The following is a 13,070-nucleotide window of genomic DNA, read 5'->3' on the forward strand; positions in this document are numbered from 1 at the left end:
CGCCCGCCGGGCCGGGGAAGCTCCACAGTGGACGCCGCTGCCGGTGCAGTACGCGGACTACACGCTGTGGCAGCGGGACGTCCTCGGCGAGCCGGTGATCGCACCGCAGCTGGCCTACTGGCGTGAAGCCCTCGCGGGCCTGCCGGAGCGGATCGAGCTGCCGACGGACCGGCCGCACCCGGCGGAAGCGTCCTACCGCGGCGAGCAGTTCGCGTTCGGCTGGGACGCCGAACTCCACGGTGGACTCGTCGAGCTGGCCCGCGCCTGCGGCGCGAGCGTGTTCATGGTCGTGCACGCCGGGCTCACCGCGGTGCTCACCCGGCTCGGCGCGGGCACCGACATCCCGCTCGGCACGTCCGTCGCCGGCCGCACCGACGCCGCGCTCGACGAGCTCGTCGGCTTCTTCGTCAACACCCTGGTCCTGCGCGTCGACACCGGCGGCGACCCGTCGTTCCGCGACCTGGTGGCCCGGGTGCGGGACCGCAGCCTCGACGCGTACGCCCACCAGGACGTGCCGTTCGAGCGCCTGGTCGAGGCGCTCAACCCGGCGCGGTCCCTGGCCTACCACCCGCTGTTCCAGACGATGATCGCCTGGCAGAACAACGCCGTCGCCGACCTCGCGCTACCGGGCCTCACCGTCGCGGAGGAGCCCGTCCGCACCGGCACCGCCCGCGCCGACCTGACGTTCTTCGTCGGCGAGCGGCCCGGGCACCGGGCCGGGATCCGCGGCACGGCCGAGTACAACAGCGACGTCTTCGACCGCGCGAGTGTCGAGGCGATCCTGGCGCGGCTGCGGACGCTCCTGGCCGCCGTCGTCGCCGACCCGGACACGCGGATCGGTGCCGTCGACCTGCTCACCGGCGCCGAGCGCGACCAGCTCGCCGCCGACCCCGCGACACCGCTGCCCGCGGAGACGCCCGCGGGGCTGTTCGCCGCCCAGGTCACGCGGACACCGGACGCACTCGCCTTGGTGTTCGGCGCCGAGCGGCTCACCTACGCCGAACTGGACACGCGGGCCACGGCCCTCGCCCGGGCGCTGCTCGCGCGGGGAGCGGGACCGGAACGGGTGGTCGCGGTCGCGCTGCCGCGGTCGGTGGACCTGGTCGTCGCGCTGCTGGCGGTGCTCAAAACCGGCGCGGCCTACCTGCCCTTGGACCTCAACCACCCCGCGGACCGCCTCGACCTCATGCTCACGGACGCGGCTCCGCACTTGGTCGTCGCGGAGGACGGCTTCGGGGAGCGGCTCGTCCGGCCGGGGGACACCGGGCCGGATCCGGCCTGGCCGTCGATCGGCCCGGACCACCCGGCGTACGTGATCTTCACGTCGGGCTCCACCGGCCGCCCGAAGGCGGTCGCCGGAACCCAGCGCGCCCTGGCCAACCGGCTGCACTGGGGCCGCTCGGCGCTCGGGCCCGGCGTGCGCGTCGCCAAGAGCGCGCTGACGTTCATCGACGGCTCGACCGAGCTGCTCGGCGGCCTGGTGGCGGGCGACCCGGTGGTCCTCGCCGACGACGTGACGGCCACCGACCCGATCGCGCTCGCCGCGTTGGTGCGCGAGTCCGGCGCCCAGGTGCCCACCGTCGTCCCTAGCCTGCTCGACAGCTTCGCCGAAGACGCGCCGCCCGGGGCGTTCGACGCGGTGACCACCTGGATCACCAGTGGTGAACCGCTTTCCGACACGCTTGCCGAAAAGGTCGCGGCCCGCTGGCCGTCGGCGAAGCTGGTCAACCTCTACGGCTGCTCGGAAGTCGCGGGCGACAGCCTGGCCCAGGTCTGCGGGCCGGTGGCGATCGGGCGGCCGATCGCGAACACCCGCGCCTACGTCCTCGATGCGGCGTTGCGGCCGGTGCCGCCAGGTGTCCGCGGGGAGCTGTACCTCGCGGGCGCCGGACTCGCGCGGGGTTACCTCGGCCGGCCGGCGCTCACCGCCGAACGGTTCGTCGCCTCGCCGTTCGAGCCGGGGGAGCGGATGTACCGGACCGGCGACCTCGTCCGCCGCCGCGCCGACGGGGCACTGGACTTCCTCGGCCGCGCCGACCAGCAGATCAAGATCCGCGGGTTCCGCGTCGAGCCCGGCGAAGTGGAAGCCGCGCTGACGGCCGACGCGTCGGTGGCGCGCGCGGCCGTGATCGCCCGGGAAGACCGGCTGATCGCGTATGTGGCGCCCTCGGGCGACCCGGTGGCGCTGCGGGCGTCGCTCGCCGCGCGGCTGCCGGAGTACCTGGTGCCGTCGGCGATCGTCGTCCTGCCCGAGCTGCCGGTGAACGCCAACGGCAAGCTCGACCGCGCCGCCCTGCCCGACCCGGAGATCCGGACGTCGGGACGGGTCGCGCGGACGCCCGCCGAACAGGCGTTGTGCGAACTGTTCGCGGACGTCCTCGGCGTCCCGTCGGTCGGCCCGGACGACGGGTTCTTCGCCCTGGGCGGCCACTCGCTGCTGGCGACGCGGCTGGTCAGCCGGATCCGCGCGCTGCTCGGCGTCGAGGTGCCGCTCCGGGCGGTGTTCGACGCGCCCACCCCGGCCCGGCTCGCCGAAGCCCTGGACCCGGGCCGGGGCCGCCGTCCGGCGCTGGTCCCGGCCGGGCGGCCGGACGTCCTGCCGCTGTCGTTCGCGCAGCAGCGGTTGTGGTTCCTCGATCGCCTCGACGGGCCGTCCGCGACCTACAACATCCCCTGGGCGTGGGAGTTGACCGGCCCGGTCGACACCGACGCGCTGCGAGCCGCCCTGGGTGACGTCGTGGCGCGCCACGAGGTGCTCCGGACGCTCCTGGTCGAGGAGCAGGGCATTCCGCGGCAGGTCGTGCTCGACCAGGCGCAGCCGGTCCTGGTCACCGAGACGGCTGCCGACCTCGAGGAGCGCGTCACCGCGGCGGCGTCGTACCGCTTCACCCTCGACGCCGAGATCCCGATCCGGGCCACGCTCGTCTCGGCCGGACCGGACCGGCACGTGTTCGTGCTGCTGGTGCACCACATCGCGGGCGACGGCTGGTCGCTGCCGCCGCTGAAGCGGGACCTCGACACCGCGTACGCGGCCCGGCTGCGCGGTGAGCGTCCACAGTGGACGCCGTTGCCGGTGCAGTACGCGGACTACACCCGGTGGCAGCGGGAGATGTTCGGCCGCGCCGACGACCCGGACAGCCTCCTCGGCCGGCAGGCGGCGTTCTGGCGGGACACCCTCGCGGGCCTCCCCGACGAGCTGGCGCTCCCGGCCGACCGGCCGCGTCCGGCGCGCTCGACCGGGCGGGGCGCTGCGGTGCCGTTCACCGTGCCCGCTTCCGTCCACAGCGGACTCCGGGAGCTGGCGCACCGCAGCGACACCAGCACGTTCATGGTCCTGCAGGCGGTGCTGGCCGCCCTGCTGACCCGGCTCGGCGCGGGCACCGACATTCCCCTGGGGACGCCCGTGGCCGGCCGCTCGGACCACGCGCTGGAGGACCTCGCCGGGTTCTTCGTCAACACTCTCGTCCTGCGGACCGACACCGGGGGCGACCCGACGTTCCGGCAGCTCCTGGACCGCGTCCGCGAGGCCGGCCTGGCCGCCTACGCCCACCAGGACCTGCCGTTCGAGCACCTCGTCGAGCTGCTCAACCCGCCCCGGTCGCTGGCCCGGCACCCGCTGTTCCAGGTCATGCTCGCCGTCTACCACTCGGGTTCGGAGCCGGAACGGCTGCTCGGGCTGGCCGCGGCCCACCGGGACACCGGGCTGCGGCAGGCGAAGTTCGACCTGTCGTTCGACCTGGTCGAGACACCCGAGGGCATCGACGGCGACCTCGAATACCGCCTCGACCTCTTCGACGAGCCGACGGCCCGGGCACTCACCGAGCGCCTGGTCCGGGTGATGGCGGCGGTCGTCGCGGACCCGGACCGGCCGCTGAGCCGGATCGACGTCCTCGATCCTGGAGAGCGAGACCGGATTCTGCGCGACTGGGGTGCCGGGGCGCCGCTGACGCTCCCGGCGCCGACCGTGGTCGACCGCCTGGCCGCCCAGGTGGCGGCGACGCCGGACGCGACCGCGCTGAGCGACGCGTCTTCGAGCGTCACCTTCGCCGAGTTCGCCGCGCGGACCGACCGGCTCGCCCGGTGGCTCGCGTCGCAGGGTGCGGGTCCGGAGCAGGTCGTGGCGCTCGTGCTGCCGCGATCGGCGGCGGTCGTCGAGGCGATCTTCGGCGTGTTCAAGACGGGTGCGGCCTACCTGCCGATCGACCCGGACCAGCCGGTGGACCGGATCAACGCCATCCTCGCCGACGCCGATCCCGCGCTGGTGCTCACGAGCCGTTCGCTCGATTTCCTCGTCCCGGGCGCGCTGCTCGTCGAGGACATTGTGGACAGTGACGCGGCGCTGATCCCGCCGTCGCCCGCGAACCCGGCGTACGTGCTCTACACCTCCGGCTCGACGGGCAAGCCCAAGGGGGTCGTCATCCCGCACTGCGGGCTGGTGAACCTGTTCCACAGCCACCGCGAGACGTTGTACCGTCCGGCCGTCGCGGCGGCGGGGGGACGGCGGCTGCGGGTCGGGCACGCGTGGGCGTTCTTCTTCGACGCGTCCTGGCAGCCGCAGCTGTGGCTGCTCGACGGGCACGAGGTGCACGTCGTCGACGACGACACGCGCCGCGACCCGGACCGGCTGGCGGCGGTGGTCCGCGAACGCGGGCTCGACTTCCTCGAACTCACGCCGTCGCACTTCGCACAGCTGGCCACGGCCGGGGTGATCGCGGACGGCCGGTGTTCCCTCGGCGTGGTCGGTGTCGGCGGCGAAGCCGTTTCGCAGACGCTGTGGGAGACGTTGTCGTCGATGCCGGGCACGGCGGCGTACAACCTCTACGGCCCCACCGAAGCCACGGTGGATGCGCTGGTCGGCCGCTTCGGCGACGCCGACCGTCCGGTGGTCGGGCGTCCGGTGCACAACACCCGCGCGTACGTCCTCGACGGCGGTCTTTCGCCGGTCCCGGCGGGCGTGCCGGGCGAGCTGTACCTGGCCGGCGCCGGGCTGGCCCGCGGCTACCACGGGCGGCCGGCGCTCACCGCGGACCGGTTCGTCGCCGATCCGTTCGGGCCGGCGGGGGAGCGGATGTACCGCACCGGCGACCTCGTGCGATGGCGGCCGGACGGCCAGCTGGAGTACCTCGGCCGCACCGACGACCAGGTCAAGCTCCGCGGCTTCCGGATCGAACCGGGCGAGATCGAGACGGCCCTGACCCGCCACGACGACGTCGATCAGGCACTCGTCGTGGTCCGCGACGAACGGCTGGTCGCGTACACGACCCCGGCGACCGCCGATCCGGCGGAGCTGCGGGCGTTCCTCGCGCGGTCGCTGCCGGAGTACATGGTGCCCGCGGCGATCGTGCCGCTGGACGCGTTCCCCGTGACACCCAACGGGAAGCTGGATCGGGCGGCGCTGCCGGTGCCCGAGGTCGCGGCTCGCGGCCGGGCGCCGGAGACGCCGCTCGAGAAGGCCCTCTGCGAGATCTTCGCGGAGGTGCTGGACATCGCCGCGGTCGGTGCCGACGACGACCTGTTCACCCTCGGCGGCCACTCGATGCTGCTGGTGGTCCTGCGCAACCGGATCACCGACCGGCTCGGGACCGAGCTGCCCATCGCCGAGTTCTTCCGTACCCCCACCGCGGCGGGCCTCGCCGTATTACTGACCCGAGACACGGAGTAGAAGTGCACCGCACCTTGATGAACGCCAAGATCCACCGCGCCACCGTCACCCAGGCCGACCTGCACTACGTCGGCTCGCTGACCATCGACGCGGACCTGATGGCCGCCGCGGACATCGTCGAGGGGGAGCAGGTCCAGGTCGTCGACATCACCAACGGCGCCCGGCTGGAGACCTACGCCATCACCGGCGAGCCGGGCTCGGGCGTGATCGGCGTCAACGGCGCGGCCGCGCACCTCGTGCACCCCGGCGACCTCGTCATCATCATCACCTACGCGCAGGTGGCGGAAGCCGAGCGCGCCGGGCACCGGCCGCGGGTGGTGCACGTGGACGCGGACAACCGGCAGGTCCACCTGGGACACGACCCGGCCGAGCCGGTGCCCGGGGCTTCCGCGCAGCTGTCCGGCCGTGGGCGTTGACACAGCGCAGTCCCGACGGTTGCTTTTGCCAGGCTGTCGTAAATAAGGTGTGCCTATCCTAAAGTTTGGCGAGAGGGTCTCATGTCCGTGTTCCAAGCTGCCGGGCTCAGCCGGCGTGGTTTCCTGATCGGGGCGGGCGGCGTTGCGGCCGCCGCGGCCCTCACCGCGTGCGGCAGCGGCGGCAAGCCGGCGGCCGGCGGCAGCACCGGCCCGTGGGAGTTCACCGACGACCGCGGCCAGAAGGCCACCCGCGACCAGCGTCCGGCGCGGGTGGTGGCCTACGCCAGCTCGGCCGCGGCGCTCTGGGACTACAGCGTCCGCCCGGCCGGCGTGTTCGGCCCGCAGAAGACGGCCGACGGCGGCAAGGAGATCCAGGCCGGCAACATCGACCTGAACGCCGTCACCTCGATCGGCAACGCCTGGGACGACTTCAGCATGGAGAAGTTCGCCGCGCTCAAGCCGGACCTGGTCGTCACCGGCCTGACCGGCACCAAGCCGACGGACATGTGGGTGCTCACCGACGACCTCGGCCCCAAGGTGCAGCAGATCGCGCCGATCGTCGCGCTCTCGGAGTACAAGGTCACGCTGCCCAAGGTGATCGAGCGCTACGCGCAGCTGGCCGTCGCGCTGGGCGGCGACGCGAACTCGGACACCATGAAGAAGGCCAAGGCCGACTTCGACCAGGCGTCGGAAGACCTGCGTGCGGCGGCGAAGGAAAAGGCCGGGCTCAAGGTCCTGGTGCTGTACGGCGACAAGGACGGCCTGTACATCGCGAAGCCGGACTTCTTCGCCGACCTCGCGTACTACCGCGAACTCGGCCTGGACATCGTCTCCGGCGGCGGCAGCGAGGACTACTGGGAGCAGCTGTCCTGGGAGCAGGCGGGCAAGTACCCGGCCGACCTGATCCTGACCGACTCGCGCTCGTACGCGCTGCCGCGCGCGCAGATGGCGCAGTTCCCGACCTGGAACCAGCTGCCCGCGGTCAAGGCGAACCAGCTGGGCGACTGGTCGGCCGAGCCGCGCTTCAACCACCTGCTCGCCACGCCGGTCATCCGGAAGCTGACCGCGCTGGTCAAGGGTGCCCGCACGGACATCACCGCCTGAGGAGGCCCGCGATGACCAACCCGTTCGAAGACCCCGACGGCACGTACCTGGTCCTGGTGAACGCCGAGAACCAGCACAGCCTGTGGCCGGAGTCCACCGACGTCCCGGCCGGCTGGACGGTCACCTTCGGCCCGTCGTCCCGCCAGGCCTGCCTCGACCACGTGGAAGCGAACTGGACGGACATGCGCCCCAAGTCCCTGGCCGACGCCATGGACGCCTGACCACCTCCCCCAAGACACGCCGGAAGCCTGGTGGCTTCCGGCGTGTCGTCTTCCCAGACACGCGAGTCGACCTCCCGGGCACGCGAGTCGACCCTCCAGGTACGCAATCCGACCGCCTGGGTACGCAACCCGACCCTCCCGGCACGCGAGATGCCTTTCCAGACACGCGAGATGCCCCCTCGATCACGCGAGTTCCGCCTTCGATCACGCGAGTTCCGCCTTCGATCACGCGACTTCCGTGTACTGGAACGGACGACTCGCGTACCTGGACGGACGACTCGCGTACCTGGAGGGTCGACTCGCGTGATTGGCGGGACGACACGGCGTCAGGCGCGCTGGCCGGACCAGGCTTCCCACAGCTTCGCGTACTGACCGCCGGCGGCGACCAGGTCTTCGTGGGTTCCGGACTCCACCACCGCACCCGCGTCGAGGACCACGATCCGGTCGGACGCCGCCGCCTGGGTCAGGCGGTGGGCGACCACCAGGGCCGTGCGGCCCTCCAAGGCCGCGGCGGCCGCCGACTCCAGGACGCGTGACCCCGCGCTGCCCGCCTCCGCCGTGGCTTCGTCGAGGATCGCGATCGGCGGGTCGGCCAGCACCAGCCGGACCAGGGCCAGCTGCTGCGCCTGCGTCACCGTCAGCTGGTGCCCGCCTTCGCCGACCACGGTGGCCAGCCCGGCGGGAAGGGACGACACCCAGGTCAGCGCGCCCACCTTGGCCAGCGCGGCCCGCAACTCGGCGTCGGTCGCCGACGGGCGGGCGAGCCGCAGGTCCTCGGCCAGCGGGCCCGCGAAGACGTGGACCTCCTGGCTGATCAGCCCCACCGCGCGGCGCGTGCCCTCCGGCCCCAGCTCGGCCAACGACACCCCGCCGAGGGTCACCGAGCCGGTGTCCGGGCGGTGGATGCCGGCGATCAGCTTGGCCAGCGTCGTCTTCCCGGCCCCGCTCGCGCCGACCAGCGCCACCCGTTCGCCGGGGGCGACACCGAGGTCGACGTCCCGCAGCACCGGATGACCGTCCACATAGGAGTATCCGATGCCCGCCGTCTTCACCGATGCGTCCACCGGCCGTGACGGCTGGGCGGGCGACGGCTCGGCCGGCAGGTCGGCGACGCCGATCAGCCGCGCGAGGCTGGCCGCGGCCGCCTGGGCGTCGTCGACCAGCGCGAGTGCTGTCGTGATCGGCCCGAACAGGCTGTGGAAGTACAACGCCGCCGCCGTCGCGACACCGACCGTCACCGCGTTCGCGCCCACCAGCAGGAACCCGAGAGCCAGCACCGCCGACAGCCCGACGAACTCCGCCAGGTTGAGCCGCGCGTAGAACCGCGTCACCAGGCGGATTCCCCGCAACGCCAGCGAGACGGCCGCGTCGGACCGGTCCCGCACCCGCTCGAGGTGCGTGTCCGCCAGCCGGAACGCGCGGACCGTCTTCGCACCGCCGATGGTGTCCAGCAGCTGCTGCTGTTGCGCCCCGACCGCCTCGCGCTGGGCCGCGTACAACGGCTTCGCGCGCGGCACGTACCACCGCACGGTCCACAGCTGGATCGGCACGGCCAGCAGCGCCGCCAGCAGGAACCGCCAGTCCAGGACGGCCAGCGCACCGAGCGTCAGGACGACCGTCAGCACCGACCGCCCCAGCTCGGGCAGCGCCTGCCGGACGCCCTCGGCGACCACCGAAACGTCGTTCGTCACGCGGGCGGTGAGGTCGCCGGACCCGGCGCGCTCGAGCTGTTCGAGCGGCAGGCCGAGCGCGCGTTCGACGAAGCGTTCGCGCAGCTCGGCCAGGATCGTCTCGCCCAGCCGCGCCACCAGCGACACGCCGATCGCGGTCGCCACCGCCTGCGCCACCGCGACGAGCACCAGGCCCACGATCGGCGTGACCAGCTCGGCGGCCGGGCGGCGCGTGGCCACCAGGTCGACGACCCGGCCGAGCAGCGGCGCGGTCAGCAGGCCGATCGCGGTGGCCGCGACGAGCATCGTGAACGCGGCCGCCACGCGGCCTTTCGCCCGGCCGGCGAGCTCGCCGAGGACGGCGCGGATCCGGCGGCCTTCGGCGACGGGGAGGAGTTCGCGGGTCAAGACAGCACCGCCGCTCGGTAGTCGGGACGGCCGGCCAGCTCGGCGTGCCGGCCTTCGCCCGCGACGCGCCCGTCGTCGAGCAGGACGACGCGGTCGGTGGCGGCCAGCAGCGCCGGGCTGGTGGTCACGAGGATCGTGGTGCGGCCGCGCCGCAGTTCGGCGAGCCCGGCGGCGATCCGCGCCTCGGTGACCGTGTCGACCGCGGTCGTCGGGTCGTGCAGCACCAGCACCGGCGCGTCGGCGGCGAGCGCCCGGGCGAGCGCGACCCGCTGCCGCTGCCCGCCCGAGAGCGACCGGCCGCGTTCGGTGACGGCGGTCGCGACGCCGTCGGGCAGCGCGCTCGCCACCTCGTCGACGGCGGCCGCGGTCATCGCCTCGGCGGTTTTCGGCCCGGTGGCCACGTTTTCGGCGACCGTCCCGGCGAACAGGTCCGCATCGTGCGCCGCGACCAGCACCACCTCGCGGACCCGGCTGGGATCCACAGTGGACAGATCGACCGAGTCGACCGACACCGAGCCGCCCGCCGGATCGGCGGCGCGGCCCAGGCAGTCCAGGAGGTCGGTCGCCGCGGCCGGGTCGGTGGTCACCACGCCCAGCAGCTCACCCGGCCGCGCTTCGAAACCGACGTCACGCAGGGCGCCGCGGTTCAGCGCGGACAGCTTGACGTGCCCGGCCGCCGGCACCGGCAGTGCCGCGTCCCCGGCGCCGACGGCGTGGGCAGCGTTCAGCACTTCGGCGATCCGTGCGGCCGACGCCCGGCCCTGCGCGAGCTCGCCGTTGACCCACGAGAAGATGCTGAACGGCGTGATCAGGTACTGCGCGAGCCCGACCGCGGCGACCAGGTCGCCGACGCTGATGTCGCCGGCCGCGGCGAGGTTGCCGCCGACGAGGGCGACGACGGCGATGAAGATCCCGGTGAGCGCCAAGAGTGCGCCGTTGTGCCAGGCCTGGGCGCGGGCCGCGCGCAGCGTCGCCCGCAGCGAGTCCTGGCTGGTCCGCCGGTAGCGGGCGACGGCGGCGCGTTCGGCGCCGACCCCCTTGAGCACCCGCAGTCCGGCGACGAGGTCGGTGGCGACGGCGGAGGCGAACGCCGACCGCTCCTGCTCGGCCTCGCTCCGGCGTTCCAGGGGCTTTCCGATCAGGTGCGCCAGGTACAGCATCGGCGGCGTGCCGAGCAGCACGAGCAGGCCGAGCGGCAGCGACATGGTGAGCAGCACGACGGCGCTGACCAGCAGCCCGGCCAGGCCGGCGACGCCGAAGGGCAGGACACCGTTGACCGTGCCGACGCGCTTGGCGTCCGACGTCCCGATGCTCACCAGTTCGCCGGCGAGGGTGCCGGAACCGGCCACGCCGCCGGGGTGCAGCACCCGGCGGCCGACGTCGAGGCGGAGGTCGTGGGCCGCGCGTTCGGCGGCGCGCTCGCCGAAGCGGGCTCCGAGGCGGTAGCTGGTCGACAGCGCGGCGAAGAGCACGCCCAACACCGCCAGCCAGAACAGGAGCGTGTTCACCGAGCCGCCCGCGACGGCCTGGTCGATGACCACGCCGATCACCACCGGGACCAGCGCTTCGCCGCCTTGGTGGCCCGCGGTCAGGAGCGCCGCGAGCGCCACCGACCGTCGTTGCCCGGCGATCGACCGGCGGAGGACCTGCCGTCCCGTGGTGCTCACCCGCGCCTCCCTCTCCAGAGCTGGGATAGGTAAGGCTAGTCTAAGTAAAGAAGTTACGGGAGCACGGTCGGCTTCGTCTCAGTCCGCGGTTCGGTCGCCGGTTCGCCGAACCGGGCCAGCGCGAGGGCGGCCACCACGGCCAGGGCGAACCCGGCGACGGCGACCAGCGCGAAGCCGGGGCGGGTGCGGTCGCCGAGCGCCAGCACCCCGACCAGTGACGGGAACACCGTCTCGCCGAGCACCATCATCGCGGTCGAGGTCGTGACGCTCCCGCGCTGCAACGCCGTCGCGTAGAAGAGCATCGCCAGCCCGCCGGCGACCGCGACGGTGTAGGTCGCGGCGTCGGTGAGCAGGTCGAGCGGCGCGAGGCTGGGGATGATCCGGCCGGCGATGGCGACGACGCCGAAGCACAGCCCGGCGACGAGCCCGAGCGCCGGCGTCCGGATCCGGCGGTTCGCCTTGCCCGCGACGATCCCGGTCGCGGCGAGGACGGCGACCGCACCGATCAGCGTCAGCCGGAAGCCGAGCCCGACCGGGTCCGAGCCTTCGCTTTCGGCGGCGGCGCCGAGCAGGGCCAGCCCGGCGCACACGACGCCGACGGCCACCCATTCGCGGCGGCCGAGCCGCACGCCGAGGAACCGCGCGCAGACCGCGGTCACGGCGAGGCTCGCGGCGAGCGCGGCCTGCACGACGAACAGCGGCAGGACGTGGAGGGCCACGATCTGCGCGACGAACCCGAGGACGTCGAGGGAGAGGCCGAGCACGAACTTCCCCTGGCCGAGTACGCGGACCAGCAGTTTCGGGTCGACCCCGTCGGCGCCGGTGTCCGTGGCCCGGGCGGCGACCGACTGCATCACCGAAGCCACGCCGTACGCGCATGCCGCGCCCAAGGCGCAGAGCAGTCCCCACCACATGCGGGTCACTCTATTTTGTCGGTCCACTGAGGTACGGTGCGGCCATGTCGAACACGAGTTCGAAGACCCACCGCCACTGGCCCGCCCCGGTGGCGGCGGACGAGCTGCGTCTGTTGCTGGACTTCCTGCAGTTCCTGCGCGCGACGGCGGTGAACAAGCTGGCGGGGCTGACGGTGCCGCAGGCCACGGCGACGCCACTGCCGGCATCGCCGCGGATGAGCGCGCTGGGCGTGGTGAAGCACCTGACGGCGGTGGAGCGCTGGTGGCTGGCGATCGAGGCGGGCGGAGCGGATCTGCCGTCCCTGTGGGCGGGGAGCCCGGACCCGAGCTGGGACGTGGGTCCGGAGGACACCCCGGCATCGGTGGTGGCGGCGTACAAGGCGGAGTGGGCCCGGGTGGAGAAGGCGCTGCGTGGATTGGCCCCGGACGACCGGACCCGGCGGCGATCGGAGTTCACGGTGCGGTGGGTGCTGGCGCATGTGGTGCAGGAGACGGCGCGGCACGTCGGACATCTGGACGTGCTGCGCGAGCTGGCGGACGGGGAGGTGGGTGAGTGAGGGAGCGGTGAGCAGGCGGCGGTGGCGGGTGGGTGGGCGAGGGGGAGGGGGGAGGGGGGAGGGGGAAGTCCGGTTTCGGTGCGGGTTGCCGGTTGCCGGCTTGCCCGACCCGACCCGACCCGACCCGGCTGGACCCGGCTGGGCTGGCCCGGCTGGCTTGCCTGGCTCGGCCGGCTTGGTTCGGCTCGGCTGGGTTTGGTCCGGGGTCTCGTCTCGGACTGACTCGGCTGGCAACCGGTGGCCGACTGCCCCAGCCGGCTCGCGGAGAACCGGCGCGGTCCGGCCGGCGGGTGCGGTGTAGCGCCGTCCGGAGTGGTCGCTGTGCCGGCGGCGGGCTTCCGCCGAGAAAACCGGGTGACAAGCGCCGCTACCCTGGATTCGTGGCCGTCGTTGCGGAGTACCGCCGATTTACCGGCCCCCTGGCCCCTTCCGGGTGCCCGCGGGGTTCCGG

At 73.6% G+C, this 13,070-nt stretch carries 8 protein-coding genes; 5 read left to right on the forward strand and 3 right to left on the reverse strand.

All coding sequences use genetic code 11. The features are described 5' to 3' along the window. The 4 genes from C2L58_RS38460 to C2L58_RS38475 form a co-directional block, all read left to right on the forward strand. Positions 1-5,662, forward strand: a 5,662-nt coding sequence (locus C2L58_RS38460; RefSeq protein ID WP_146073751.1) for a non-ribosomal peptide synthetase, incomplete at its 5' end; no start/stop codon positions are given. A gap of 2 nt (positions 5,663-5,664) precedes the next feature. Then, positions 5,665-6,078, forward strand: a complete 414-nt coding sequence (panD, locus tag C2L58_RS38465; protein ID WP_103342541.1) for an aspartate 1-decarboxylase — start codon at positions 5,665-5,667, stop codon at positions 6,076-6,078. 81 nt (positions 6,079-6,159) lie between these two features. Then, entirely contained in the window at positions 6,160-7,182 is a 1,023-nt protein-coding gene (locus tag C2L58_RS38470; RefSeq protein WP_103342542.1) for an ABC transporter substrate-binding protein, read from the forward strand. 11 nt (positions 7,183-7,193) lie between these two features. After that, on the forward strand, positions 7,194-7,403 hold the full coding sequence (locus tag C2L58_RS38475) for an MbtH family protein (RefSeq protein ID WP_103342543.1): 210 nt from the start codon (positions 7,194-7,196) through the stop codon (positions 7,401-7,403). Positions 7,404-7,729: 326 nt separating this feature from the next. On the opposite strand, the gene C2L58_RS38480 is transcribed toward C2L58_RS38475, so the two are convergent. Genes C2L58_RS38480 through C2L58_RS38490 form a run of 3 tightly spaced genes read right to left on the reverse strand, consistent with a single transcriptional unit; the run spans position 7,730 to position 12,062 of the window. Beyond that, positions 7,730-9,481 (reverse strand): ABC transporter ATP-binding protein, encoded by a 1,752-nt coding sequence (locus C2L58_RS38480; RefSeq protein ID WP_103342544.1) that lies wholly within the window; start codon positions 9,479-9,481, stop codon positions 7,730-7,732. Then, a complete protein-coding gene (locus tag C2L58_RS38485) occupies positions 9,478-11,148 on the reverse strand; it encodes an ABC transporter ATP-binding protein (RefSeq protein ID WP_103342545.1) in 1,671 nt (556 codons plus the stop codon). The genes C2L58_RS38480 and C2L58_RS38485 overlap by 4 nt, the downstream gene beginning before the upstream one ends. 53 nt (positions 11,149-11,201) lie before the next feature. Then, positions 11,202-12,062: a hypothetical protein gene (locus C2L58_RS38490; RefSeq protein WP_199191651.1), complete on the reverse strand. Its 861-nt coding sequence runs from the start codon at positions 12,060-12,062 to the stop codon at positions 11,202-11,204. Between the two features lie 44 nt (positions 12,063-12,106). On the opposite strand from C2L58_RS38490, the gene C2L58_RS38495 reads away from it, so the two are divergent. Then, positions 12,107-12,619 (forward strand): DinB family protein, encoded by a 513-nt coding sequence (locus C2L58_RS38495; protein WP_199191652.1) that lies wholly within the window; start codon positions 12,107-12,109, stop codon positions 12,617-12,619. The last annotated feature ends 451 nt before the right edge of the window (positions 12,620-13,070 follow it).

The organism is Amycolatopsis sp. CA-126428, assembly GCF_002904335.1.
GTDB lineage: Bacteria > Actinomycetota > Actinomycetes > Mycobacteriales > Pseudonocardiaceae > Amycolatopsis.